This is a genomic window from Mesorhizobium sp. M0898 (assembly GCF_040319695.1).
Taxonomy (GTDB): Bacteria; Pseudomonadota; Alphaproteobacteria; order Rhizobiales; family Rhizobiaceae; genus Mesorhizobium.
The window spans coordinates 378,559-403,803 of sequence record NZ_JAMYOE010000001.1; the positions used below are offsets into that span (position 1 = coordinate 378,559).

Annotated in this window: 25 protein-coding genes and 2 tRNA genes; 13 read left to right on the forward strand and 14 right to left on the reverse strand. The window is 62.9% G+C overall.

What is annotated here, in order from left to right; genetic code table 11:
• The 6 genes from NKH90_RS01875 to NKH90_RS01900 all read right to left on the reverse strand — a co-directional run bounded on the left by NKH90_RS01875 (position 1) and on the right by NKH90_RS01900 (position 8,324).
• Positions 1 to 1,221 carry an OmpP1/FadL family transporter gene (locus NKH90_RS01875; protein WP_352500879.1) on the reverse strand — a complete coding sequence of 407 codons (1,221 nt, stop codon included), beginning with the start codon at positions 1,219 to 1,221 and terminating at the stop codon, positions 1 to 3.
• A 460-nt stretch (positions 1,222 to 1,681) separates the two neighbouring features.
• Positions 1,682 to 4,465 carry a valine--tRNA ligase gene (locus tag NKH90_RS01880; RefSeq protein ID WP_352816846.1) on the reverse strand — a complete coding sequence of 928 codons (2,784 nt, stop codon included), beginning with the start codon at positions 4,463 to 4,465 and terminating at the stop codon, positions 1,682 to 1,684.
• 389 nt (positions 4,466 to 4,854) lie between these two features.
• Positions 4,855 to 5,715: a DUF2497 domain-containing protein gene (locus tag NKH90_RS01885; RefSeq protein ID WP_352816850.1), complete on the reverse strand. Its 861-nt coding sequence runs from the start codon at positions 5,713 to 5,715 to the stop codon at positions 4,855 to 4,857.
• A gap of 198 nt (positions 5,716 to 5,913) precedes the next feature.
• The gene (locus tag NKH90_RS01890; RefSeq protein ID WP_352737155.1) at positions 5,914 to 7,305 is read right to left on the reverse strand and encodes a TolC family outer membrane protein; all 1,392 of its coding nucleotides are present in this window, start codon (positions 7,303 to 7,305) and stop codon (positions 5,914 to 5,916) included.
• Positions 7,306 to 7,492: 187 nt separating this feature from the next.
• Complete coding sequence (locus tag NKH90_RS01895; protein ID WP_352816853.1) at positions 7,493 to 8,161, reverse strand: protein-L-isoaspartate O-methyltransferase family protein; 669 nt, start codon at positions 8,159 to 8,161, stop codon at positions 7,493 to 7,495.
• Positions 8,162 to 8,250: 89 nt separating this feature from the next.
• Positions 8,251 to 8,324: transfer RNA gene (locus NKH90_RS01900), tRNA-Cys, on the reverse strand.
• Between the two features lie 217 nt (positions 8,325 to 8,541).
• On the opposite strand from NKH90_RS01900, the gene NKH90_RS01905 reads away from it, so the two are divergent.
• Positions 8,542 to 8,742, forward strand: coding sequence for a hypothetical protein (locus NKH90_RS01905; protein WP_352816856.1), 201 nt, complete (start codon positions 8,542 to 8,544; stop codon positions 8,740 to 8,742).
• Positions 8,743 to 8,806: 64 nt separating this feature from the next.
• Here the strand turns inward: NKH90_RS01905 and NKH90_RS01910 are convergent, their stop codons facing one another.
• Complete coding sequence (locus NKH90_RS01910) at positions 8,807 to 9,067, reverse strand: hypothetical protein (RefSeq protein ID WP_023676401.1); 261 nt, start codon at positions 9,065 to 9,067, stop codon at positions 8,807 to 8,809.
• 220 nt (positions 9,068 to 9,287) lie between these two features.
• On the opposite strand from NKH90_RS01910, the gene NKH90_RS01915 reads away from it, so the two are divergent.
• A tRNA-Asn gene (locus NKH90_RS01915) sits at positions 9,288 to 9,362 on the forward strand.
• Between the two features lie 257 nt (positions 9,363 to 9,619).
• On the opposite strand, the gene NKH90_RS01920 is transcribed toward NKH90_RS01915, so the two are convergent.
• The gene (locus tag NKH90_RS01920) at positions 9,620 to 10,525 is read right to left on the reverse strand and encodes a LysR family transcriptional regulator (RefSeq protein ID WP_352539727.1); all 906 of its coding nucleotides are present in this window, start codon (positions 10,523 to 10,525) and stop codon (positions 9,620 to 9,622) included.
• Between the two features lie 186 nt (positions 10,526 to 10,711).
• On the opposite strand from NKH90_RS01920, the gene NKH90_RS01925 reads away from it, so the two are divergent.
• The 6 genes from NKH90_RS01925 (at position 10,712) to NKH90_RS01950 (ending at position 16,916) form a co-directional block, all read left to right on the forward strand.
• A complete protein-coding gene (locus NKH90_RS01925; protein WP_352470377.1) occupies positions 10,712 to 10,939 on the forward strand; it encodes a hypothetical protein in 228 nt (75 codons plus the stop codon).
• Between the two features lie 50 nt (positions 10,940 to 10,989).
• Positions 10,990 to 12,036, forward strand: coding sequence for an alpha/beta hydrolase (locus tag NKH90_RS01930; protein ID WP_352816860.1), 1,047 nt, complete (start codon positions 10,990 to 10,992; stop codon positions 12,034 to 12,036).
• Between the two features lie 66 nt (positions 12,037 to 12,102).
• Positions 12,103 to 12,306 carry a cyclophilin-like fold protein gene (locus NKH90_RS01935; protein WP_352470375.1) on the forward strand — a complete coding sequence of 68 codons (204 nt, stop codon included), beginning with the start codon at positions 12,103 to 12,105 and terminating at the stop codon, positions 12,304 to 12,306.
• Between the two features lie 880 nt (positions 12,307 to 13,186).
• Positions 13,187 to 13,672 (forward strand): (2Fe-2S)-binding protein, encoded by a 486-nt coding sequence (locus tag NKH90_RS01940; RefSeq protein ID WP_352539766.1) that lies wholly within the window; start codon positions 13,187 to 13,189, stop codon positions 13,670 to 13,672.
• A complete protein-coding gene (locus NKH90_RS01945) occupies positions 13,669 to 14,658 on the forward strand; it encodes an FAD binding domain-containing protein (protein WP_352766811.1) in 990 nt (329 codons plus the stop codon). The genes NKH90_RS01940 and NKH90_RS01945 overlap by 4 nt, the downstream gene beginning before the upstream one ends.
• A complete protein-coding gene (locus NKH90_RS01950) occupies positions 14,655 to 16,916 on the forward strand; it encodes a xanthine dehydrogenase family protein molybdopterin-binding subunit (RefSeq protein WP_352816863.1) in 2,262 nt (753 codons plus the stop codon). Before NKH90_RS01945 ends, NKH90_RS01950 begins: the two co-directional genes overlap by 4 nt.
• On the opposite strand, the gene NKH90_RS01955 is transcribed toward NKH90_RS01950, so the two are convergent.
• Positions 16,855 to 18,054, reverse strand: a complete 1,200-nt coding sequence (locus tag NKH90_RS01955) for an amidohydrolase (protein ID WP_352816866.1) — start codon at positions 18,052 to 18,054, stop codon at positions 16,855 to 16,857. The two genes, NKH90_RS01950 and NKH90_RS01955, sit on opposite strands and share 62 nt — an antisense overlap.
• Before the next feature lie 84 nt (positions 18,055 to 18,138).
• Between NKH90_RS01955 and NKH90_RS01960 the strand changes: the two genes are divergently transcribed.
• Both NKH90_RS01960 and NKH90_RS01965 read left to right on the forward strand, forming a co-directional pair.
• On the forward strand, positions 18,139 to 18,969 hold the full coding sequence (locus NKH90_RS01960) for an AraC family transcriptional regulator (protein WP_352816868.1): 831 nt from the start codon (positions 18,139 to 18,141) through the stop codon (positions 18,967 to 18,969).
• Positions 18,970 to 19,039: 70 nt separating this feature from the next.
• The gene (locus NKH90_RS01965) at positions 19,040 to 19,471 is read left to right on the forward strand and encodes a cupin domain-containing protein (RefSeq protein ID WP_352816871.1); all 432 of its coding nucleotides are present in this window, start codon (positions 19,040 to 19,042) and stop codon (positions 19,469 to 19,471) included.
• Between the two features lie 55 nt (positions 19,472 to 19,526).
• Here NKH90_RS01965 and NKH90_RS01970 read toward each other — a convergent pair whose 3' ends face one another.
• From NKH90_RS01970 to NKH90_RS01985, 4 genes are all read right to left on the reverse strand, one after another.
• A complete protein-coding gene (locus tag NKH90_RS01970; protein WP_352816874.1) occupies positions 19,527 to 19,973 on the reverse strand; it encodes a nuclear transport factor 2 family protein in 447 nt (148 codons plus the stop codon).
• 130 nt (positions 19,974 to 20,103) lie between these two features.
• Positions 20,104 to 20,658 carry a nuclear transport factor 2 family protein gene (locus tag NKH90_RS01975; RefSeq protein WP_352816877.1) on the reverse strand — a complete coding sequence of 185 codons (555 nt, stop codon included), beginning with the start codon at positions 20,656 to 20,658 and terminating at the stop codon, positions 20,104 to 20,106.
• Positions 20,655 to 21,638, reverse strand: a complete 984-nt coding sequence (locus tag NKH90_RS01980; protein WP_352816879.1) for an alpha/beta hydrolase — start codon at positions 21,636 to 21,638, stop codon at positions 20,655 to 20,657. Before NKH90_RS01980 ends, NKH90_RS01975 begins: the two co-directional genes overlap by 4 nt.
• Positions 21,639 to 21,697: 59 nt before the next feature.
• On the reverse strand, positions 21,698 to 22,201 hold the full coding sequence (locus tag NKH90_RS01985; RefSeq protein WP_352614021.1) for a nuclear transport factor 2 family protein: 504 nt from the start codon (positions 22,199 to 22,201) through the stop codon (positions 21,698 to 21,700).
• Positions 22,202 to 22,329: 128 nt separating this feature from the next.
• Between NKH90_RS01985 and NKH90_RS01990 the strand changes: the two genes are divergently transcribed.
• The gene (locus tag NKH90_RS01990; protein ID WP_352816881.1) at positions 22,330 to 23,238 is read left to right on the forward strand and encodes a LysR family transcriptional regulator; all 909 of its coding nucleotides are present in this window, start codon (positions 22,330 to 22,332) and stop codon (positions 23,236 to 23,238) included.
• Between the two features lie 27 nt (positions 23,239 to 23,265).
• Here NKH90_RS01990 and NKH90_RS01995 read toward each other — a convergent pair whose 3' ends face one another.
• Positions 23,266 to 23,721, reverse strand: coding sequence for a carboxymuconolactone decarboxylase family protein (locus NKH90_RS01995; RefSeq protein ID WP_352816884.1), 456 nt, complete (start codon positions 23,719 to 23,721; stop codon positions 23,266 to 23,268).
• Positions 23,722 to 23,961: 240 nt separating this feature from the next.
• Between NKH90_RS01995 and NKH90_RS02000 the strand changes: the two genes are divergently transcribed.
• Together NKH90_RS02000 and NKH90_RS02005 are read left to right on the forward strand one after the other, a co-directional pair.
• Entirely contained in the window at positions 23,962 to 24,726 is a 765-nt protein-coding gene (locus NKH90_RS02000; protein WP_352816886.1) for a copper homeostasis protein CutC, read from the forward strand.
• Between the two features lie 19 nt (positions 24,727 to 24,745).
• Positions 24,746 to 25,243, forward strand: a complete 498-nt coding sequence (locus tag NKH90_RS02005) for a GNAT family N-acetyltransferase (protein ID WP_352816889.1) — start codon at positions 24,746 to 24,748, stop codon at positions 25,241 to 25,243.
• Positions 25,244 to 25,245 lie beyond the last annotated feature (2 nt).

Here is a 25,245-nt window from a genome sequence, read left to right on the forward strand (position 1 = left end):
TTAGAACTTGATCTTGACGGAAGCCGAACCAGCGAGAAGCAGGTCGTTGCCGTAGGTGTAGGTAACGGCATTTGCCACGTCGCCGACACCGCTGAAAGTCGATGACCCGCTCGTCAGCACACCGATCGAGCCGCCGAGCCTGACCTCGACCTGGTCGTTCGGCGAATAGGAGACGCCGCTGGCGACGGCCCAGGTATCCGACTGATAGCCGGAGGTCGTCGAGGTGCCGCGATCCCAGGTCAGCGAAACCACGCCCGACAATTGATCGGTGAACTTGTGCCCGATACCGCCCGTGACCGTCCAGCCGTCGCGATAAAGCAGGTCGAATGAAACGGGCGAGGGCAAACCGGTTACCGGACTGCGCACGCCATTGATGGCAATGACGCCAAGCTTGCTCCACTCCTGCCAGCGGATGGAACCAAAGGCCAGCCAGCCAGGAGCTATGCCGCTCTGCAGCTTGAATTCCAGAGCCTGAGGTATCTCAGCCGACGCCGAGACTGGGTACACGCCGGTAGAGCCGGGAATCAGATCCGCTGGAAAGGCGCCCCTGAAGCCGGTCGTGTCGACGGTTCCCGACAGCCCGTCATATTTGTAGCTCGAAGAGTACATCAGGCTGGCGCGCAGAGCGATCTCGGGGATCTCATAGGCTGCGCCCGCACGCCAACCCCATGCCTCGTCGGATAGCTTGAAGACACCGAGGCCGGTATTGCCGAAGGCGAGCAGTGTCTGACGGGAAAGAAACGCGTCTACCTGCTGGTAGGAGACACCGCCGATGAATCGTACGGAGCCCTTGCCGACGTTCACCTTATAGGAGCAGGTGAGACCGAAATCGTCTGTGTCGACGGCGTATTTGACCGCTGTCGGCGAATAGGCGTTGTTCATGCCGAAATTCGCGTCCGCACCATACGGTCTCGTATAGGTGGCAAGACAGTCTACGGGCTCAAAGATGTTGGCCTTGATGCCGACATGCGGCACCGCATAATCGCCACCAACGTCCACCGCCGATGTCGACAAACCCGAGCCATCGAGGCGCTGCACATTCTTGAGTTTGCGCTGTGGCGAAACATAGGTGACGCCTGCGTCGAACGAATATGGCGCCGCGTCGAACAGCTGGTCGATGTTGACGCCGCCCCGGTCAAAGCCCCCGGCCTGCACCGTCCCAGCCAAAGCCAGCGAAAAAGCCCCCGCGCCCAGCAGCACTTTCAGACGCGAATAACACATGAATCTCCTCCCCGAAATATCCTTGCATCAAGCTAGAACCAATTCAGGTTAACGGCGCAACAACGAATTCGCCGTGCGTACATGTACAGCTTGGCTGAACGCATTTCCGACAAGGTGTCGGCCTTCTTACCGAGGCGGGAAAATGGCCGCCACAATACAGATCGACGAGAAAACTCGGGAAAAACCCCTAAATCACTACAAAACAGGGCATTTTGCGTGCCCAATTAGCCATTGTTACATTACGGCAACAATGGGGCAAAAACATTCAGTTTGCCTCAAGATTTACGCTGCGGAATGCCCGTTTTCGTGGCAGGCGGCCTGTCTGGAAGGCAGATTCGTGACCGGCGAATCTATTGCGGCCAGCAGGCCCAATTTGTTTGATCAGCCGGCCCAATCTGTTCGATCAACTTGTTTGATCAGCCGGCCCAATCTGTTCGATCAACCGGCCCAATCTATTCGATCAACCGGCATCGCGCACCCGCGCCAATGCCACCGAAAGCTTCTCTTGCGCCTCGCGATATTCGGCGAGTTTTTCACGCTCGGCCTCCACCACCTCTTCCGGCGCGTTGGCGACGAATTTCTCGTTGGACAGCTTCTTGTAGAGCCGCGCTATTTCCTCGGTCACCTTCGCAAGCTCCTTGTGCAGGCGCGCTGCCTCGGCGGCAAGGTCGATCAGGCTGCCGAGCGGCAGGCAGATCGTCGCCTCGTTGACGACGATCTGGGCGGATCCCCTGGGTGGCGCCTCGGCGAGCGAGATGTCGCCGACCCGCGCCAGACGCTTGATAGCCGAGCCCTGACGCTCGAGCCTTTCGTGTGTCGCGTCGTTGGCGCCGATCACCACGAGCGGTGCGATAGCCGCCGGCGGCACGTTCATCTCCGAACGCACCGAGCGGATGCCGGAGACAAGGTCGATCAGCCAGTTGATATCGGCGGCGGCCGCCTCGTCCTCGAAGTCGGGCGACGGCCATGCCGCATGACAAAGCAGCGATTGCCGTTGCCTGCCCTCGCCGGCGGTTTCGGCCCACAGTTCCTCGGTCATGAACGGCATCATCGGATGCAGCAGCTTGTAGATCTCGTCGAGCACGAAGGCGACGCAGGCCCTGCTCTCGGCCTTGGCGGCCTCGTCGGTGCCCATGAACACCGGCTTCAGCAGTTCCAGGTACCAGTCGCAGAACTGGTTCCAGACGAAGCGGTAGGCGGCACCCGCCGCCTCGTTGAAGCGGTATGAGGTGATGCCGTCCGTTATGTCGCGCGCGGCTCGCGTCAGCTCCGTCAGGATCCAGCGGTTGACCGCCAGCTTGGCGTCCTGCAGCCAGAAATCGTCGTCGCGCGCCACTTCGTTCATCTCGGCGAAGCGCGTCGCGTTCCACAGCTTGGTGCCGAAATTGCGATAACCGGCAATGCGGGCCGGATCGAGCTTAACATCGCGGCCTTGCGCTGCCATCACAGTCAAGGTGAAGCGCAGCGCATCGGCGCCGTATTCGTCGATGAGCTCGAGCGGATCGATGACGTTGCCTTTCGACTTCGACATCTTCTGCCCGTTCTTGTCACGAACCAGCGCGTGGACATAGACCGTATGGAACGGCTCCTGGTCCATAAAATGCAGGCCCATCATCATCATGCGGGCGACCCAGAAGAAGATGATGTCGAAACCGGTCACCAGCACGTCGGTCGGGTAATAGGTCTTCAGCTCCGGCGTCTGGTCCGGCCAGCCAAGCGTCGAGAACGGCCACAGCGCCGACGAGAACCATGTATCGAGCACGTCCTCGTCGCGGGTCAGGATCTCGCCAGGCTGGAAATTCTCAAGCTTGTCCTCGACCCAGGCCTTCCACGGCCCTTCCAGCGCCAGATAGTATTCGACGGCGGCACCGAGCGCCTCTTCCTCGGTCTTTTCGACAAAGACATGCCCGTCCGGCCCGTACCAGGCCGGGATCTGGTGGCCCCACCAGAGCTGGCGCGAAATGCACCAGGGCTGGATGTTCTCCATCCAGTCGAAATAGGTCTTTTCCCAGTTTTTGGGCACGAAATTGGTGCGGCCATCGCGCACCGACGCGATCGCCGGCTTGGCCAGTTCCGCCGCATTGACATACCACTGGTCGGTCAGAAACGGCTCGATCGGCACGCCGCCGCGGTCGCCGTGCGGCACCGTGTGGCGATGCGGCTCGACCTTTTCGAGAAAGCCGCCCGCCTGCATCAGCTCGACGATCTTCCTGCGCGCATCGAAACGGTCGAGGCCGTCGAGGCTGTCCCAGACGGCCTGGCGCTCGGGCGTCACTTCCAGTCCGGCGAGAAAGTCCTCATTGTCCTTGAGGCTCACCGCCGCATTGACGGTGAGGATGTTGACCGCCGGCAGCCGGTGGCGCTTGCCGACCTCGAAATCATTGAAGTCATGCGCCGGCGTGATCTTGACCGCACCACTGCCTTTTTCGGGATCGGAATACTCGTCCGCCACCACCGGGATCCTGCGGCCGACGATCGGCAGGATGAGGTTCTTGCCGACAAGATGCCGGAAACGCTCGTCGTCGGGGTGGACGGCGACAGCCGTATCACCCAGCATCGTCTCCGGGCGGGTCGTCGCAACGGTAATGAAGGTCCTCGGATTTTCCGGATCGAAGGTCATGCCTTCGACTGGATAGCGGAAGTGCCAGAGGTTGCCGTTGACTTCCTGCTGCTCGACCTCGAGATCCGAGATGGCGGTCAACAGCTTCGGGTCCCAGTTCACAAGGCGCTTGTCCTTGTAGATCAGCCCTTCCTTGTAGAGCGTCACGAACACTTCGAGCACGGCCTTGGACAGGCCCTCGTCCATGGTGAAGCGCTCTCGGCTCCAGTCGGCCGAGGCCCCGAGCCGCTTCAGCTGGTTGAGGATCGCGCCGCCGGACTCGGCCTTCCACTCCCACACCTTGTCGATGAACTCATCGCGCGTCAGGTCGCGGCGGTGAATCTGCTTTTCTATAAGCTGGCGCTCGACCACCATCTGCGTGGCGATGCCGGCATGGTCCATTCCCGGCTGCCACAAGACGTTCTTGCCGCGCATGCGCTCGAAGCGCACCAGAATGTCCTGCAGCGTGTTATTGAGCGCGTGGCCCATATGCAGCGAGCCGGTGACGTTCGGCGGCGGGATGACGATGGTGAAGGCTTCAGCCCCCTCCTCGGCCCCGGCGCCGGCCCGAAACGCGTCGGCCTCTTCCCAGATCCTGGCAATCTTCGGCTCGACGGCTTTGGCGTCGTAGGTCTTTTCGAGCATGGGAAAACGGTCCGCGCTGTCCGGAATTTGTGGTCCGGTGTAAATCGGAAGGTTGTTGCCAAGTCAACCGCAAGGGCGGCATGGCCAATAGATAGCGCCGGGATGGTTCGGTGCAACTCGCGGGACTGAATGTTGCAAGGCAATCGCTTCAGGTTTGCGCTGCCCCTCATTGCCCTGCCGGGCATTTCTCCCCGTATAGTGACGGGGAGAAAAACGCCTGCACTGAAGCTTTCGCCAGTCACGAACGTTGCGGAAAAGGCCCCCAAATTGCGGTCAACCCCTTCTCCCCGTCACTATACGGGGAGAAGGTGCCGGCAGGCGGATGAGGGGCAGCGCCGACTTCGACAATTCGCCGGTCGAGCGCCGCCCATTGGCGGCTCTCCGAATTGCTACTGCGCGCCGCGCGCGACGCGCTCGATTTCCTCGCGCACCAGCCGCTCGACCAGCGTCGGAAGGTTGTTGTCCAGCCAGTCCTGCAGCATCGGCCGCAGCATCTCCTCGGCCATCTCGTCGAAGGTCTTCTTGCTGCGGCTGGCAAACGCGTCCGAAAGTTCACCGAAGGCGGCGGCAACCTGCCGGCCCGCATGCTCCGAAAGGATCGCCGGCCGAAGGGACGGCGCCTCGCTGGCCGCCGGACGCGCCAATCCGATTCTAGAAGATTCCGGGCCGATTTTAGAAGGTTCCGGGCCGCTTTCCGAAGGCTCCGGCCCAATTTCCGAAGGCTCCGGCACAGGTCCAGCAGTCGCCTCGTTCTCGAAAACCTCGGCTTTCGGCTCGGCGTCCGGCGTCCGGAGTGGCTCGGCGCGCTCCGGCTTGGCCATCGCGTCGCCGACCGCGGCGATCTCGCGCCGCCAATCGGCTATGATGGTGTCGGTCGTCTCGGCAGCCTTGGCTGTCGCAGGCCGATCCGGCTTTGCGGGAGCGGTGTTCACCTCAGCCGGCGTAACCGCTGCCTTTACCGGGCCGGCGCGCAGCGGCGTTTCCAGGGGCTCAATGACCGGCGCGGCCGTTGGCTGCACCTCGGCGCGCGTGGCCGGCTTGGCGATCTCCAGCCCGCCGCGCAGTTCGGAGCGGAACGCATCCCCCTCCGCTGCCCGTCCGGCTGCCGGCGCCGGTTGCAGATCCTGGCGCAGCTCGTCCGCGTCGCCCGGCTGCTTGCGGCCGGTATCGCTGTCCTCGATGATCCTTCTGATGGAAGCCAGTATTTCTTCCATGGAAGGTTCGCGCTGTACGCTGCTTGCCGTCGCCATCGTCACATCCGCCGCCCTTGTGACTCGTTCTCAGATTTCCTGTCCGGCAATGCCGGATTCGAATCATGGCAACAGCGTAACCGACGGAACGGCTTGCGAGAATCCCCAATCTGGCGACATCTCTGATTTCAACAGATTAGGTCGGGAGTTGAAAGCCCGCGCGTCGTTCGAGCGCGGGCTGAAAACACGGCCTGGCGATCAGCGGCCGTCCGGCGTGCGCAGACCGATCCACTTGTCCTTGACGGCGTTGTAATGCTCTTCGGGCCTGTACTTCGTCACGTTGAGCGCAAGGCGGTCTGCCGACAAATGGCCAACCGCCGAGAGGATGGCATAGCTCGCCACCACCACGTCGCGTTCGGCGCTGACAAGATTGATCTTGGCGGTGATGAGGGTCGCCTGCGCGTTGAGCACGTCGAGCGTGGTGCGCTGGCCGACATTGCGCTCTTCGATGACGCCGTTCAGGGCAAGCTGCGCGGCGGCGACCACCTGCCGGTTGGCCGTGACGCTTTGCTGCGCGGCGGTGTATTGCGACCATGCCGAGGTCACCGCCTGGCGCACGGTGTCGCGGCTGACATCGACCTCGATACGGGCCTGGCTAAGTGATTCCTTTGATTGGCGAACCAATGCCGAGGTCCGGCCGCCGGAATAGATCGGTATCGTCAATGTCGCACCGATGTTCGCCGAATTGGTTACGCCATCCTGTGTCGAGGAGAGCGAGCCGGGCGCGGTGCCGCGATAGGCGCTCGAAACACCCGCCGACGCCGAGAGTTGAGGCAGCAGCGCGCCTTCGGCAGACTTCACCGAAAACGCCGCCGCGTCGACCAGATGCGCGGTGGCGAGGATGGCCGGATGCTCGGCCGATGCGATCGCGATCGCCGCATCGAGGCTCGACGGCAACAGCTTCGACAGCGGCGAAGCCGGCCTGAGACGGCCGGGCTCATCGCCGACGATCTGGCGATAGGTCGCGGCGCTTGCCAGCGCCGTGGCGCGGGCGGCGCTCAACTGCGCCACCGCGGAGGCACGCTGGGCGTCGGCTTGCGCGACGTCGGTGCGGGTACCTTCGCCGACCTCGAAGCGCGAACGCGCCGCACGCGCCTGCTCGGTCAGGAATTGCAGGTTCTGTTCGGTCAGCACGGCGACCTGACGGTCGCGGATGACGTCCATATAGGCGCTTGCCGCGTTGAAAAGAGTGTTTTCTTCGGCGTTGCGCAGGCTTTCGAACGAAGCGCGGACCCGCGATTCGGCGGCCGCCACATTGTTCCTGGTCTGAAAACCGTCAAACAGCGTCTGGTCGATCTCGACGCCAAAGTTGCCGGTGGTCAACGAGATGTTTCGGTGCAACAGGTTGCTGTGGCTGGCGGTATAATCAATACTTCCGGAACCGGTGATGGTCGGGCGCCAGCCGGACTTGGCGATGGCAACGCCCTCGTCGGTGACGCGAACGCCGGCGCGTGAAGAATTGAGAGAGGAATTGTTCTGATAGGCCTTTGAAAGTGCCCCGAGAATGGTTTCGGCCGAGGCGGCCATTGGAGAAAGCGCGGTCGCCGAAACGAGGACAGCGGTAAAAAGCAACTTGCGTACAGACGGCACGTTATATTCCCTCATTCGTTTTGCACGGGAACTGCGCCACGCTGGCTTCTCCTTCTGATCAGCCGGCGCCGCGTTTTTTATCGTTCCCCCGCTGAAAGCCCCCAAGAAACACCCGGTTATGCAGATCAGCAACGATTGTTCAAACGCAAGCGATCATGACAGCGCCTTCGCTGCAAGGCAAAATCACTCAGAATTCGAAGGCGGGAATGCGTTCGAATCCCGGTAGTGGCTTAATTGCCGCATTAAATGCGCGTCTTCCCGTTACAACCCCTCCAGTCTTAAAAAAAAGCCGGGCTACGCCCGAATTGCCCTGCCCTTCAACGGCGACGAGTCGGCCGCCTTCGGCAAGCTGGTCGAACAGCGCCGCTGGCACCTCGCCGACGCTGCCGCCGATCAGGATGACGTCGTAAGGCGACTTCTCTGCGTGGCCTTGCGGCAGCGGCCCGTGGACCACGGTGACATTGCCGCAACCCAGCGCCGCAAGCGTCGAAGTGGCGGTCTCGGCCAGCGCCGGATCGCTTTCCAGCGCCACCACGGACCTTGCCAGCCGCGACAGGATCGCCGCCGCATAGCCGGTGCCGCAGCCGACATCGAGTGCCGAATCGCTTGGGCCGATATCGGCCAGCTGCATCAGCTTGGCCAATGGCGACGGTTCCATCAGATAGCGCGGACCGTCGGCCGTATCGGCGATGCGGATGTCCTCGTCGATATAGGCAAGGTCACGCTGGCCGGCGCCGACAAAGGCCTCGCGCGGCACCACAAGCACCGCCTCGAGCAGCGGTGCGCTGGTCACGTCGGTGGTGCGGATCTGGCCGTCGACCATCTTCACCCGGCGTTCGGCAAAATCAGCGCTCATGTTCCAACCATCCGCTTGCCGCGCAAAGGCCGCGGCTGTTTCGACCGGAACTGAAGCCCCCTGACGCTGACGCGCGGGAGCTCGGGCATTGGAGGCCTCGCCCGGAATCGAACCGGGGTGCAAGGATTTGCAGTCCTCTGCGTAACCACTCCGCCACGAGGCCTCATTGCTCCCGGCGTTCCACCCGGCTCCAATAGGTTGCGGCGAAAATGCCGTCAAGCGGCCACCATGCATTCCCAACGGTTCCTCGACATTCCATGCCCTGCCTTATCAACGCAATGCCCATCTTAGCAATAACATATTAGCTTATCGTTAAGCATGATTCTGGGCGACGGGAACCCGAAACCGGCGGCCACGTTGGGCAAAGAGGAGGCTCCGCCATGCGTCGAGCAGCTACGAAGGACAGCACGTCGCGCGGATTGTCGCAGTCTGCAGAGCTTGTGCGCTATGCCATCGACCGCCTCAGCATAGAAGGCGCAAACACCCTGCCGCCGCGCGACCGGGCGCGGCTGGCATCGGCTACCGCCGTTCTCAAGGAGCTTTGCGAACGTCTGGAGAGCTGCTTCGACCAACCTCGGTAAACGTATGGGCGGACGACGCCGCTCGCCGACATATGGCAGGCTGGCGGCCGTCAGCGGGGCAATCTCAGTCAGGCCGGCGCCGTCGCTCCCACCAGACGACGAAGCGGCGCCGATGACGACGCACCAGGGCAAATTCGTAGGAGAGCACCAGCAGTCCGATCGGTACCATCCAGAAACCCAGGATCGGCAGGAAGCCGAGAATGCCGCCGATGATCAGCACGACGCCGATCGCAATCCTGAGGCCGCGCGAGCGCGGCATGGTGAACTGGCGGCCGAAGACCGAGATTTTCCGGGCTGGTGGCTGTTCGTCGCTCATTGCCGTCATGTGAAATGTCGATCCGTTTGCATCAGTAGCACCATCAGCCGGAGAAAGCCGCAACGGCCTTTTCTGTTCCTTGACAAGCGAGAGACAGCTCATATGAGGGCGCTCGCCGGCCATTGCCAGCAAGCCTCGCGCCAAAAAGCATCGAAAAAATGCGAAATGCTTCTTTGCAAAGCCGAAACGGGTTTGCTATAGGCTGCCCCACTCACATGAGAGCCTCTGTTCCCCGGTAGCTCAGTGGTAGAGCAACCGGCTGTTAACCGGTTGGTCGCTGGTTCGAATCCGGCCCGGGGAGCCAACATCTACGCTGCGGTGCGATGCGGCCGCGGACCTATTCGATTTCCCTGTAGGATCATGCGCTTCGCTCCAGCCGGCGCGATGGGGAAGAAAGTTGTGGCCAACCTTCGCGCAAGCATCGACGCGATGTTCTGGTTATAACTAACGCTTCGAGTTGGATACCGGACCTCGACCTATGCCTTTCCTGCTGCGCCTATCGAGATTCAGGAATGAGCCGCTATCGACCACGCCCCTGAGTACAATATGACGAAGGGAACATCACGATCCCGACGGATCCCGATGCCGCAACGCGTCGACAATGATCTTGAACGCAGGAAGGTTTTGGCGGCGGCTCGGATAATAGAGAAAATAGCCATCGAAGAAGGGTGACCAGTTGTCGAGGACCTTCACCAGCAATCCTGAGACGACGTGCCGCTCCACGATGTTCTCGGGAACATAGGCGATGCCATAGCCACTCACTGCAGCGTCGATCATGGCGTAGGAGTTGTTGAAGGTAAGTTGACCGTCCACACGGACACGCAGCGCCTGTCCATCCTTCTCGAACTCCCATGCGTACAGACCACCGGCGGTTTCGTGACGCATGTTGATGCAGACGTGCCGGACCAGATCCTGCGGATGCACAGGCACGCTGTGCGCCGCGAAGTATCGCGGCGAAGCCACGGCGACTAAGCGCCAGTCCGGGCCGATGCGGACCGCGATCATGTCTTTCTCGACGCTCTCTCCAAGCCGGACACCGGCATCAAAACCTTCCTCGACAATGTTGCGGAAGGTGCTGTCCAGGATCAGTTCGACGCCGATGTCGGGATAGCCGCTGAGGACCGGCTTAAGCTTCGGCCAGACGACGCTTTCGAGCGCGTGGTCGGACAGGGTCAACCTGATCGAGCCTGACGGCTTTTCGCGGAGCGCCATCAGCGCTGTGATCTCGTCTTCGATTTCACCAATGCGCGGGGTGATCGTCTGTAGCAGCCTTTCGCCCGCAAAGGTCGTCGCGACATTACGCGTCGTGCGGGTCAGAAGGCGTATGCCCATGCGTGTTTCGAGCTGCTTGATCGTGTGACTGAGCGTCGATTGCGCGACGCCGAGCTTTGCCGCCGCCTTGGTGAAGCTGCGCTCTTCTGCGACAGCCTGAAACCACGTCAATTGGTTGAGATCGGTTCTGGCCATGACGTTTCTCTCTCCGTCGCTTGCAGCGGATTATTCGATATAGTCGATAGGTTCATGCCGATTTATATGGGTAATCGCTTTATGGCAAAACCATTAGGTTTGCACTGCAACAATGCATTACCGCGATGTCGGTGATTTGGATGACATGGATGTCGCAAAATGCGGCCGAGGCCGCCGGCAAGCCTGATGGTCGCGGCGATCCAGGCTTCGATCCTTCTGGGCGCGGTAGTCGGAGGGGTGCTGCTGTATGGTCTGACGATCTCCGCGATCTTCATCGGCAGCTTGGTTCTGGCCGGCTTCGCAATCGCGCTGATCGGCAACGGTCGGCGTCTGCTCAAACTCGAAGAGGACTGGCCAAAGTGGCGAGTGGTTCAATTCCAACCCAAACTTACAGGAGATCGGAAATGCCTTTGAATACCCCTGATACGAAAATACCAGCGCGTGAAATCCACCGGCGGGAGCTTTTGAAGCTGACCGGCTCCGGCATCGCCGCCTTCAGTGGGGCGTCACTCTTCAACTTTCCCTTCGCAAAGGCTCAAGACATGTCAAACGGTGCAAACAATTTCTATACAAGCGGTCAGGTGACGCTGGAGAAAGTGACCTTCAAAAGCCAATACCAGATGAATATTGCGGGAAATCTGCTCGTTCCCAAGAACCTCGACCGCAATGCACGTCATCCGGCCATCGTCGTCGGCCATCCAATGGGCGCGGTGAAAGAGCAAAGCGCGACCCTCTATGCCACCAAGATGGCCGAGCAGGGCTTCATCGCCATGGCGATCGACCTGCCATCCTGGGGCGAGAGCGAGGGCGAAGCCCGACAGATCGTTTCGCCGGATGTCTACGCCGAGGCGTTCAGCGCGGCGGTGGACTTCCTCGGGACACACGCGTTCGTGGACCGCAACCGCATTGGCGCGATTGGTGTCTGCGGCAGCGGCAGCTTCGTCATCAGCGCCGCCAAGATCGACCCGCGCATGCGCGCCATCGCCACGGTCAGCATGTATGACATGGGCGCGGCGAACCGAAACGCACTCAATCACTCGCTAAGCGTCGAGCAACGGAAGCAGATCATCGCAGCGGCCGCCGAACAGCGCTACTCCGAATTCGAAGGCGGCCAAGTCCAGTATACGGCCGGCACTGATCTCGAACTGACCGCGTCGACGCATCCCATCCAGCGCGAGTTCTACGATTTCTATCGGACACCCCGCGGAGAGTTTACCCCGGCGGGTGTCTCCGACCAGATAACGACTAAGCCGACGCTGACCAGCAACGTCAAATTCATGAACTTCTACCCGTTCAATGACATCGAGACGATCTCGCCGCGCCCAATGCTGTTCATCAGCGGCGATCAGGCGCATTCGAGGGAATTCAGCGAGGAAGCCTACAGACTGGCAGCCGAGCCCAAGGAACTGGTTTGGGTCCAGGGCGCCGGTCACGTCGATCTCTACGACCGTGTGGACCTGATTCCGTTCGACAGGCTTACCAGCTTCTTCAATCAGCACCTCTCCGCGTGACTGACGAGATGGAGCCTGTGTTTGCTGGGGCGGGCTCCATCTGCCTAGAAAACGGAGGAATGACCCGTGCTGAAATCACTGCTGAGCGCTGGCGTTATTGCATTTGGAATGGTTGGACCCAGGATGGCTCAAGAACGTATTCGCATTTCATCAGACTGGGGCGAGGTCACGGCCGATCTTGCCGATAACGAAGCCGCAAAATCTCTTGCTCAGATGTTGCCGCTTACCATTGAGATGAGCGACCACCTTCGCCAGGAAGAAGACCGGTAAATCTACCGGCTCCATTTCCGGAACAGAGACGGCAGCGCGACTTCTCGGTCGGCACGCTCGGGCTGTGGAGTTCCGATCATTTCGTGATCTGCTATCGGAATGGTCGCGTCCCGTCGCCCGGCATCGTGTGCTCGGGAAGGTCGCCGGCGATGTTTCGAGCTTTGATCGTCCCGGTTCCGTCACGGTGAGAATTGAACGTGCTGGCTGAGGCGTGTGCAGCGCGGTGGCATCACGGGAAACAGCGGCATAAGCCGGGTGCGGATTTCGACAGCGCCTGCCCTGCGGTCACAGACGCCATGACCGGCATGGAGCACCTCCTTGCCCACCGCGGCGATCCGCTCCCTGATTTCCCTCGTGATCGTACTGATCCCCAGGCCGCGTTCAACACTGCCGCGCGATACCGTCCCTAGCCGACCTTCACGAGCAATCCTCCTCGGCCCGCCGGCAACGAGTAGCGCCTCAGTGCGATCACGGTCACGTTTCGTTTCCTGTGCGCTTGCGGCGAATCCTGGCGTCGTCCGATCGCGAACTCGTAGTTCTCAGCTTCATCTTTCATTTGCCGGACGACATTGCCAGTCGCAAGGCCGCCCTGCCCTGGAAAGCCGCCTGCCCTAGATTGGACAGCGGCGCGGCAATGTTCCCAATGTAGGCCGCCCAAGCCAACCTGAATGACGGGAATTACGGAATTACGGTGACACTTTTTGCGGCGGCATTCAGGGCGTTTCCGCCGCAAATCTCAAATGCGCGTTTTTTAGCCTTCCCTGACCGGCAGCGCCTTTTCACCGGAATTGACCGCCCTATTTCGCCTCGACAGGTGGGTGGCTGCTTGCTGGACGAGTCCCTTGCGGCGAGTACGGCATGTGCTTCGAGGTACCCCCACATGAACTTCCACGATCGGCACCTATTGAGGTTGCGGGTGAACGGAGAGGATCACAGCCTTTCCGATCTCGATCCCCGCGTCACGCTGCTCGACCTGCTGCGCGAGCGGCTTCATCTGACCGGAACGAAAAAGGGATGCAATTTCGGCGAGTGCGGCGCCTGCACCGTGCATCTCGACGAACGGCGTGTGAATGCCTGCATGATACTTGCCGTGTCCTGCGAGGGACGCGAGGTCACGACGATCGAAGGGCTGGCAGACGGCGACGCGCTTCATCCCGTGCAGCAGGCGTTCATCGATCATGATGGTTTCCAGTGCGGATTCTGCACGCCCGGCCAGGTGATGTCGGCGGCGGCGCTGATCGAGGAGGGACATACCGGCTCCGATGCCGAGATCCGCGAATGGATGAGCGGCAATCTGTGCCGCTGCTCCGCCTATCCGCAAATCGCCGAGGCGGTGCGCGCGGCGGCCGGGAGGGTGAGCCAATGACCCCATTCGTCTACGCGCGCGCCGATAGCCTGGGCGACACGATCGCGGCCGGTGCCGCGCCGGACAGCGCCTTTCTCGCCGGCGGCACCGAATTGCTCAATTGGCTGCGCCTTGGAATTGCCGGGCCGGCGCGGATCATCGATATCTCCCGCCTCGATGGGCTGGATCAGATCGAGGCACTGCCAGGCGGCGGCTTGACGATCGGCGCGCTGATGCATCTCAACGATGTCGCGCAGCATGCGCTGGTGATGCGCGATTATCCGGTGTTGAGCCAGGCGATCCTCAACGCAGCGTCGCCGCAGCTGAGAAACCTCGCAACGATAGGCGGCAATCTGCTGCAGAAGACGCGCTGCGCCTATTTCCGTGCCGAAGAGCAGCTGCCATGCAACAAGCGTCAGCTCGGCTCCGGGTGCTCCGCATTGCATGGCATCAACGACAATCACGCGATATTCGGCTGGACCGAGGATTGCGTCGCCACCCAGCCATCCGACCCGGCCGTGGCGCTGGCAGCACTTGATGCGGTCATCGTCACCGCGCACCGCAGCGGCGGCCGGCGCATTCCGGCAGCCGAATTCCACCTGCTTCCCGATACGCGGCCCGAGGCGGACAATGTGTTGCAGCAAGGCGAACTGATCACGGCAATCGAGCTGCCGGCAGCGGCACCGCGATCGGCTTACCTCAAGGTGCGCGAGCGCGAATCCTACGAATACGCCATCGTCTCCGCCGCCGCTGTGCTGGAGATGGACGGCCAAACTATCCGTCGGGCGGCCCTGGCGTTGGGGTCCGTCGCGCTGCGGCCGTGGCGGCTGAGCGCCGCCGAGGAGCAGCTCGCCGGTGCCGAAATCGGCGATCGCGAGGCGTTGAGCACCGCTATCGAGCAATCCTTCGCCGAAGCGCGTCCCTTGTCGCAGAACGCCTACAAGATCGAACTGGCCAAGACCGCCGCTTTGCGGGCGATCGAAAGAGCAGCGAGGATGCCGTCATGATGATCAGCCAGCCTGTTGCCCGCCCTGACGGCGGCGCCAAGGTGACCGGCCGCGCCCGCTATGCGGCCGACTATTTCGCCCCCGACCTGCTCTATGCGGTACTCGTGACCGCGCCCGTTCCGGCCGGCCGCGTGACGTCGATCATGGTCGACGACGCGCTCGCCGAGAAGGGCGTCGTGCGTGTGCTCACGCATGAGGACATGCCAAAATTCGGCCGGTTCGCATCGCCAAGGGCCGAGCCGGATACGCAGATGCAGCAGGCCGAAGGCCCGCCGGCCGCGCAGAGCTTCATGCCCATGCAGGGCAACGAGATACGTCACGAGGGCCAGCCGCTTGCCATTGTGCTGGGCGAGACGCTGGAGGCAGCGGAGGCCGGCGCCCGCCGCGTCGCATTGCGCTACGAGTTCGCCGAGCCGGAGTTGCCGGCACCCCCCGAGTGGACCGCCATCGACAAGGCTGCAGTCTCGCCGAGGGAGAGCGGCTTCCTGTTCCTGGAGCCGACGTTTACGAAGGGCGAGGTCGACCGCGGGCTTGCTGACGCCGCCGCCACGGTCGAAGCCGTCTATTTGCAGCCGTCGCGTCATCACAACGCGATGGAGCCCTCGGCGACGCTCGCTGAGTGGAATGACGGAGAGCTGACGCTGCACGATGCCACGCAGCACGTCTACGGTGTCCGCCAGGTGCTTGCCGCCCGCATGAATGTCCCGGCCGAGAGGGTCCGCGTGATTTCCCGCCATACCGGCGGCGGCTTCGGCGGCAAGGGCTGGATCTGGCCGCATCAGGTGCTGGCCGCCGCCGCCGCGCGCATCATGCAGCGCCCGGTCAGGCTCGCGCTCAGCCGCGCCAATGCCTATTCCTGCCTCGGCTACCAGCCGCGCATGGCACAGAAGATCGTGCTGGCTGCGGACAGCTCGGGCAAGCTGACCGCAGTACAGCAGGACGTGGTCAACCTGACCACCGTGAGCGACGATTTCGTCGAGTTCGCCACCGAAGCCTCGAAGGGTCTCTACGCCACGCCGGCGATGCGTCTCAGCCAGCGCGTCGAGCGCGCGAACGTCGCCATGCCGACGGCGCTGCGCGCGCCGGTCGAGGGTCCCGGCACCTGGGCCCTCGAAAGCGCGATGGACGAGCTCGCCCACCGCCTGGGCGTCGATCCGCTCGACCTGCGTCTGATCAACCATGCGGACACGGATCCGGCCACCGGCCAGCCCTGGTCATCGAAGAAGCTGCGCGAGGCCTATGAGGAAGGCGCCCGCCTGTTCGGCTGGCGCGAGCGCCCGCGCAAGCCGCAACGCGACGGCGATTGGCTGATCGGCTACGGCATGGCGACCTGTACCATGGGTTGTTTCCGCCACCCGACGCCTGCAGCCGAGGTCAGGCTGCACAGGGACGGCACGGTGCTCATCCGCACCGGCACGCAGGACATAGGGACCGGAACACTCACCATCTTTCCGCAGATCGCAGCCGACGTGCTGGGCCTGCCGATGGAGAAGATCGAGTTGGAAATGGGCGATACGCAGCTGCCGGAGGCGGGACCGACCTATGGCTCGTCATCGACCATGGGGGTGGGCGCGGCGGTGCTTGCCGCCGCCGAAGATGCGCGTTCGCAGCTTGCCCGTCTTGCCAATCTGCTGCCGGACGAGGTGGAGATGCAGGACGGCAAGATTCGCCGCAGGGGCGCTGCCGGCGGTCAGACGATCGCCGATGTGATGAGCCATACCGACATCGGCGAGATCGTCGGCTCCGGCTCGTTCGATCCGGCGCAGCATGGCAAAGGCCTCGCCATGCGCACTTTCGGCGCGATTTTCATGGAGGTCGGCGTCGATCCGGGGCTCGGCCTGCTCAGGCTCCGTCGCGCCGTCGGCAGCTACAGCGCCGGCCGCATCGTCAATCCCCACACCGCACGCAGCCAGATGACGGGCGGCATCATCTGGGGCTGGGGCATGGCGGCCATGGAGCAGAGCAGGCACGAACCGGTGCTTGGGCGGTTCCTGTCGAAGAACCTTTCCGGGGTCGCCATTCCGGTCAACGCCGACATTCCCGGCGACATCATAATCCACTTCGTCGATGAGGTGGACGAGCATGCCAGCCCGATCGGCGGCAAAGGTATCGGCGAACTCGGCGCCACCGGCGTTGCCGCTGCTGTTGCCAACGCCGTCTTCGACGCCACAGGCAAGCGGATCCGGGAGTTGCCGATCACGCCGGAAAAACTGCTGTCGAAGGATCGGCCCGCGGAAGCGTCTGCTCGACCAGGTTGACGTAATAGCGCATCACCGTCGGCACGATCTCGTCGTTGAAAACGTAGCGGTCGCCATGCAGGCCTTTGCCCGGGCCAGCCTCGCCGGCGCCGATCCAGGCATAGCAGCCGCCGGCGTCGCGGACCATGAAAGCGAAATCCTCGCAGCCGAGACTGGGGCTGAACTCGGTCAAGACATTCTCCCGGCCGACGACGGGGGCGGCGGCCTCGACGGCGCGGGCCGTCGCATCCGCCGTATTGATCAGCGGCGGATAGCCCTTCCTGTAGTCGAGCCTGGCCTTGAGCGAATGCGCGGCGGCAATACCTTGTGCGATCTCGCCGATCAGCCTCTCGCAATGGTCGGAAAGGCCTTGCTCGAAGAAGCGGCAGGTGCCTTGCAGCCAGACCTTGCCCGGCACGATGTTGCCGACATTGCCGCCATGGATCTGCGTGATGCTGACGACAAGCGCGCTCTGCGGGTCGACCGAGCGGCTGACGATGCGCTGGACGGCTTGCACGAAGGCGCTGGCGGCCAGGATCGGGTCGTCGCCGAGCTGCGGCATCGCGGCATGCGCGCCAAGACCCTCGAAGGTCAGCTCGAAATTATCGACGGCCGCCATTTGCGGCCCGACGCGGGCGGCGATCGTCCCCAGCCTGATGCCCGGCCAGTTGTGGACCGCATAGACCGCTTCGACCCGAAAGCGCTTGAACAGGCCGTCCTCGATCATGCGCATGCTGCCGCCCTCGTTTTCCTCGGCCGGTTGGAAGATGAAAGTGACGGCGCCGTCGAAGGCGCGCGATTGACTGAGCAATTTGGCGGCGCCGAGCAGCATCGCGGTGTGGCCGTCATGGCCACAGGCGTGCATCACGCCCTCTTGCCTCGAAGCATAGGGCAAGCCGGTTCTCTCCAGCACCGGAAGCGCGTCGAGCTCGGCGCGAAGGCCGATGGCGCGTGCGCCGCCACCGCTGCGCAGGACACCGACGACGCCGGTGCCGCCGATCCCCTCATGCACCTCGTCGACGCCGAAAGAGCGCAGTTTCTCTGCAACGAAACGGGCCGTTTCGTATTCACTGAATGCGAGCTCCGGATTGGCATGGATATGGTGCCGCCAGCCTACGACCTCTGGTGTCAGCGCGGCGACGGGGTCATTATGCAACATGATGCCTCCTTTCCGCCGACAAAAAGCGGCTTGGTTTGCCAGCCATAGAAGGCCCGGCGAGAGGCGTCTTGAACCGGATTGACCATGGCAAGGACAAACGAAGCGGCAGAGACCGGGAAATACTGGCGCCATCCGTGCTTCCCCGACCTTGGCCTGTTCGAGGCGCGCTTCACCCGGCACCGCTATGACCTGCACACGCACCCGACCTATGTGATCGCCCTGATCACCTCCGGCTGCGAGCGTATTCGCATCGGCCGTCAAAGCGTTCTCGCTCCGGCAGGCACCATTGCCGTCGTCAATCCCGAGGAGTGGCATGACGGCGAACGCGGGGCGGATGAAGGCTGGGCCTACCGGACGTTTTATCCTTCGGTGCCGCTGATGAGCGCGCTTGCCGACGAACTCGGCCGCGACGGCGCTCCGGTGTTTTCGCGCGCGACGATCGAAGACAGCAGTCTCGCCGCAGCATTGACGGCAGCACACCAGGGCTCGACATCCCCGGACACAATGACGGCCGAGACGTCCCTGCTCGTGGCGCTTAGACGGCTGATCGTTCGCCATGGCGACTCGAGCGGACAGGCCGAAGAGATCGAAAGCTCAGGATCGCAGCGGAGGTTTTCGCTCTGTCGCGACCTTATCGAAAGCGAACTTGGTTCGCAGCTCGACCTCAAGCGGCTTGCCGGCGTGGCAGGCGTGACCCGGTTCCAGGTCATCCGCGACTTCAACAAGGCGATCGGCCTGACGCCGGCGGCCTATATCCGGGACCGGCGATTGCGCCGGGCGAGCGCGCTGATCGAACAGGGATCTGGCCTCGCCGACGCCGCTATCGCAGCAGGTTTCGCGGACCAGAGCCATCTGTCCCGTACATTCCGGGCCATGCATGGCATGACGCCAGGCATGTTCAGAAGAGCGGGATAAGGCGCTCCTGAACAGACAAGCTTGCGCGCCAATGCCCGCTGCGCAATGCTGACGCAGCTCGGGGGGAATCATGCGAAAAATCTTGGCTTCGACGCTGCTGCTCGCGGCCATTCTATCCGCAACGGCTGCCCAGGCGCTGGATGCCAGCGGGACGCCGGTCATCGTGACCCCGCTTGCCTCTCACACCGAGACCGCGTCCGGCCAGCCGATCACGCTGCCGCAGAAGAACGTCCAGATCCTGGTCTCGGCCTATCAGATCGCGCCGGGCGCGACCTTGCCGGTCCACAAGCATCCGTTTCCGCGCTATGCCTATGTCGAGGCCGGCACGCTTCAGGTCACCAACGTCGAGACCGGCAAAAGCAACACCTATCAAACAGGTGATTTCATCATCGAAATGATCGGGCAATGGCATCAGGCGACCAATGTCGGCGCCGATCCGGTCAAGCTGCTGGTCATCGACCAGGTCGAAGAAGGTACCAAGAACACGGTGTTGCGCCAGTAGCTGCCACGTCTGAAAACGGCGTCCGGGGCGGATCCAGCACAGCGCGTAACAGGCGTCAGAACGCGAACCCCTCCGGCAAATTGTGATTCCAATAGCCTTCCTCGACAAGTTCACTTATGCGCCAGCCCTCGGACGTGCGTACGACGCGGTCTCGATACCAAAGCCCCTGGAAGAAGACCTGCCTTTTGCCTTCGCCGAGGTCGACCACCATCGGGCATGAACAATGCGCGCGCGCGCTGGCCTCATCCCCGCGGAGATCCAGAAGGATTGTCGAAATGGTGTGCTGCGAGATCAATATCTTCGAAAGGGCGCCTTTCATGTAAGCCACATGCTCATCCACACCGCTCCTGATTCCACCTGTTACAGTGTCGTCAAGCAAGGCATCGGGTGTGAATATTTTGCGATAGGCTTCCCAGTCGCGATCGTCCACCGCATAGCAATAGCGAACAAGCAGCTGTTCGATCTCAAGCCTATCGGAAACCTCCTGCAATGAAAGGGTCATGTCCTGTCTCCGCGGTTGGCGGCACTAATGCCGCATGCGCCAAGCCTGCCCCGACATTTCGATCAATATTCACGTTGCCGATGCTCCGAGCAACCTCGCCGCGCGATTGGGCCTGCGCAAACCCGAACACTCATTTCGCCTCCGCCTTTACCCGGCCGGCAGCGGCGGCCAGCACGGCGCGATCCCCCTCTTCGTACAAGCGACGGATGGAGATTGCCTTGACGCGCCAACCTTCCGGCGTCCGCACCAGCCGGTGGAGATAGCTGCCGCCGACCGTCCAGAACCGGCCGCCGATCCAGTGGGTTGCGCGGACATGGCTGCGTGCGACCGCGTCATTGCCCGCGCCCTCGACGGTGATGTTGGTGATGAGGTGCTGGGTGGCGTCGAAGCCCGGCAGCAGCCGTTGCCACTGCGCGATCAACGCGTCGCGGCCGCTAGTCGTGACCTCGCCGCCGAAGAGGCTGGTGTAGTCGGTCGTGACACGGGCCGCGAGATAGGATCTGACCCGGTTCCATTCACGCAGATCGGCATAGAGGCCGATCCCGGCAATCGCCTCGGCGATTGCGATCCTGTCTTTGACCGTCAGCGCATCTCCCGGAGCGCTCGAGGCGGGCGCCGAGACGGCGGAAATCATCGCAGCGGAAACCGCCGAGGCCAGGACATGCCGGCGCGTGACGAGGCTCATTGTCCCGCCTCCCCCGCACTGCCCAGCGTCGCGCGGAAGTGCGCGGCGACGGTATCGCTTGCGGCCTTCACCGGCGCGGCACGATCGTAGAAATCGAACTGGGTGACGTTGTCGAGCCACAGCTCCCGCTTGGAACTGGTCAGCCGCGTGTAGAATTTGTGCGCCCCCTGCGGAATGGCAGCCGCCTCGCTGTGCACCATCAAAAAAGGCTGGTGCAGGCGCGGAGCAGCCTGGATGGCGTCGAACGTCAGCCAGCCGCGCCAGAACGCCGGATCGGCCTCGTTGCGCCAGGCCGGGATCATGCCGCGATCGGGCTCGGTGTAATAGGGCACCTTGAACATGACCGCGCGCTCGTCGGTCAGGCTCGCGGCCGGCAAGAACGCTTGCTTGCCGGTGCGGCGATACTCAGCCTCGGCCGCATCGCCCACGGCCTCAAGCCTGGCGACGCCATGCCGGCCGCCATAGGCCTGCTCGACCACTTCGGCATCCTGCAACCAGGGCGCAACGAGGGCGACCGATTTGATCGCGGCGTTTTCGGCGGCGGCGGTGACCATATAGCCGGAGCTGGCGCAAATGCCGAGCCCGCCGATGCGGTCCTGATCGGCTTCGGGCCGGCGCGAGAGATAGGCGACCGCCGCTTCGATGTCGGCGATCTTGGCCCTAGGATCCTCGTACTGGCGGCGTAGGCCGCCGCTTTCGCCCCACCCACGAAAATCGAAGGTCAAGGCGACGAAGCCACGATCGGCCATCTCGCGGGCGTAGCGGGCCGGCATCTGTTCCTTCACCGTCATCCAGGCGCCGGTCACGACCAGCGCCGGCCGAGGTTTTGCCGCGTCCATATCCTCCGGCAGATAGAGCTCGCCGATAAGCTGCTCACCATGCGAGGAGAATGTGACGTGCTCGACGCGCGGTGCGGCGACGGCATTGGTGACGGCGAGCGCGGCGGTGGTTGCTACGGCAAGTGTCAGGGTTTTAAACATCGCAAGTCTCCTTTGGCTTGGAGTGAGAAGCGCTGCGCGTTGCGAGAAAGACCGCCGTCTCAGCGCTCGCCAGCCAGTCGGCCGGGCAGCGGCTTCAGCGGGTAATGCGCCCAGTAGAAAGCGTCCGACTGGTACATGTCGGTCAAAAAATTCTGTGCCTCGGCGATCTTGCCGTCCTTGATGCGGAACATCAGCGCGTAGAACTGGTCGATCTCGGGACCTGAGCCGACATTCGACCAGCCGCGATGGACGTCGACAACGAGGTCGCCTTGCGCCTGGAAGAAGATCGGCTCGGCCTTGAACTTGCCATCGGCCAGGCCGCGGAAGAAGGCGACCACCTCGTCCGGCCCGCGCTTGTCGCCGGCGAGCGGATGATGGCCGGGAATGCGCCACACGATATCAGGCGCGAGGAAGGGCCGCACGGCCTCGGGATTACCGGTCGCGTAAGCTGCGTAATAGCCTTTGATGAGCTGGATATTGCGGTCTTCCAGTGGCCCGCTGTGCGCCGGGGCGGCAGACACCGCCAGAAGAGTGCCGGCGGCGAGTAAAGCAAGCCTGGTCATCGGTCCTGTCTCCTTGCCTGTTCGAGCCGTTCCCAACACCGAGGCCCGTTCGTCAGACCCAACATGACGCCTTTCGTTCGCCGGAAAAACCGGTAGAATTCGACAGGGCTATTTGGAAAATCCTTACAATGCGCCTCGACCAATTCAGCGGCATCGTCGCCTTCGTCAAGGTTGCGGAGGCCAAAAGCTTCACCCGCGCCGCCGCCGAGCTCGGCGTCGCTCCGGCCTCGTTGAGCGAGGCGATCAAGGGGCTCGAGGAGCGCCTGGGGGTGCGGCTGCTCAACCGGACGACCCGCAGCGTTGGCTTGACCGAAGCTGGCGCTGAATACCTCGACCACGTGCGCCCGGCAGCCGAAGATATCTGGGCGGCTGGCGCGGCACTGCGCGAAGCTCGCGATCGTCCCGCCGGCACGCTGCGCCTCAGCCTGCCCTGGATCGCCGCGCCGCTGCTGATAGAGCCACTGATGCGGCCGTTCATGGATGCTTATCCCGAAGTGCGGCTTAGTCTGATTTTCGACGACAGCTTCGTCGACATCGCCGCCGAGGGCTTCGATGCCGGCCTGCGCATCGGCGAGCTTCTCGAGAGAGATATGATCGGCGCGCGCCTGGGCGGGCCCCTGCAGATGGTCGTGGTGGGCAGCCCCGATTATCTGGCGCGCAACGGTACGCCGAAGCGGCCGGCAGACCTCGCCGCCCATCGCTGCATCGCATTCGCCCTCACCCGCACCCGCACGATTTCACCCTGGGAATTCATTGTGGAGGGACGCGAAGTCGCATTTACGCCGGACGCATGCCTGGTCGTGAACACGCTTCCGCTGTGCATTACCGCCGCCGCGCAAGGGCTTGGCCTCGCCTTCGCGGTCGAGGGCCTCGCCGCGCCGCTTCTCGCCTCAGGCGCGCTGGTCAAGGTGCTGGAGCCTTTCTGTCCCGCTTACGAGCCGCTCCACCTCTATTATCCGAGCCGCCGCCTCGTACCGCCGAAGCTGCGGGCCTTCATCGACTTCGTCCGCGCGAACGCTCACGAGTTGCGGATCTGACGTGCCGTTGCGAAAAGCGAGCCCCGTTCAGCCCCAGGCGCCGACAATCTGCCTGGTGGTTGCGTTGAGCCGGTTGAATGCGTTGATCAGGGCAATCTGGACGACCAGGGCGGCAAGCGCCTTTTCGTCATAGTGCCGGGCGGCCTCGTCCCAGACTGCATCCGGCACCGGATCCGGCCGATCGGCCACCCGGGTTGCCGCCTCGGTCAGTGCCAGCGCGGCGCGTTCGGCGTCGGTGAAGTAGGGTGTCTCCCGCCATGCGGACACGGCAAAGATGCGCTCGTCCTTTTCGCCGGCCTTCTTCAATTCGCGCGCATGCATATCGACGCAGAGGCTGCATCCGTTGATCTGGCTGGCGCGTAAATGGACGAGCTTGCGCGTCACATATGACAGGTCGGCCGTCTCCGTCGACTTGTCCAGCGCGAGCAGTGCCTGCAAGGCGCCGGGAATGAGCATCACCGGGTTTTTCAACCGTGCTTGCATGGTGGTCTCCTTAGCGTGTTTCTGCCGGCCGCACATTTAGCTTTCGGTCGGCTGTGCTGTTAATCAATCAATAACTCGCTAGCTATGAATCGACATATAGCTGAACGGTTATGGATATGTCAAGCGGCAAAATTGGAGCACCGCCGGCCGCCCTGTCGCGTGTTGAGCCAACAGTTCCGGCTTTCATCGCACCATGCCCGATGCTACCGCTGGGCAGCTGAAATCATCGACGGATCGCCTATGATCGAGACCGAACGCCCTCGCCTGCCGCTGATCGAGATCTGCGTCGAAGGCATAGACGGCCTGCTGGCCGCGCAAGCCGCAGGCGCCGACCGTGTCGAGCTCTGTGCCAGCCTGATCGAGGGCGGCATCACACCGAGCTTCGGCACGGTGCGCACGGCGCTCGAGCTGGCGACGATCCCCTTCCACGTCATCGTGCGGCCGCGCGGCGGCGATTTTCTCTATGGCGAAGCCGAATATCGTTCGATGCTCGCCGATGTCGGCGCGCTTGCCGAGCTCGGCGTCGCCGGTGTCGTCGTCGGTTGCCTCACTGCCGACGGCACCATCGACGAACAGCACATGAGCGAATTGGTTAAGGCGGCGGGAAACTTGAACGTCACCTGCCACCGCGCCTTCGACATGACCCGCGACCCGACAGAGGCGCTGGAGACGCTGATCCGCTGCAAGGTCGGCCGCGTGCTGACCAGCGGCCAGCGCGACACGGCGCTCGAGGGCGCGGACCTGCTCGCCGATCTTGTCAGGCAGGCCGGCGACCGCATCATCATCCTCGGCTGCGGCGGGCTTGATCCCGAGAACATCGGCAAGGTGCGGAGGAAAACCGGGTTGAGCGAAATGCACTTCGCCGCGCTCAAGGACGTGCAGAGCGCTATGCGTTACCGCAACCCAAGGGTCGGCATGGGCGGCACCGACCTCGACCGCGAATACCGCAACACCGTGACCGATGAGGCGATGGTGGCGGCGACCATCGCAGCCGCCCGGCTGTGATCCTGGAAGATCGAACAACATGATCGAAGTGCGTTTGCCGATCGAACGGGTTTCGCCGCAGGATGAGTCCGCAATCCTCGCGCTCAACAACGAGCATGCCGCCGAATTGTCGTGGCTCGAACCCGAGCGCCTGTCCTTCCTGCTCGCCGAAGCGTTTTACACGCGCCGCATCGGTACGCTCGAAGCCTTCATCATGACCTTCGACCAGGACGCCAGCTACGACAGCCCGAACTTCCTGTGGTTTCGCCAGCGTTACCCGCGGTTCGTCTATGTCGATCGCGTCGTGGTCGCCGCCGCAGCGCGCGGGCGCGGCCATGCCCGCCGGCTGTACGAGGATCTGTTCGAGCAGGCGTCACGCGCGGGCCAGGCGATCGTCACCTGCGAAGTCAATGCCGAGCCACCCAATCCGGCTTCGGACGCCTTCCATGCCGCACTCGGCTTTGCGGAAGTGGGCGACGCGGTAATCCACGGCGGCAGGAAAGCCGTGCGGTATTATGCAAGACGGATCGCCGGCTGAAC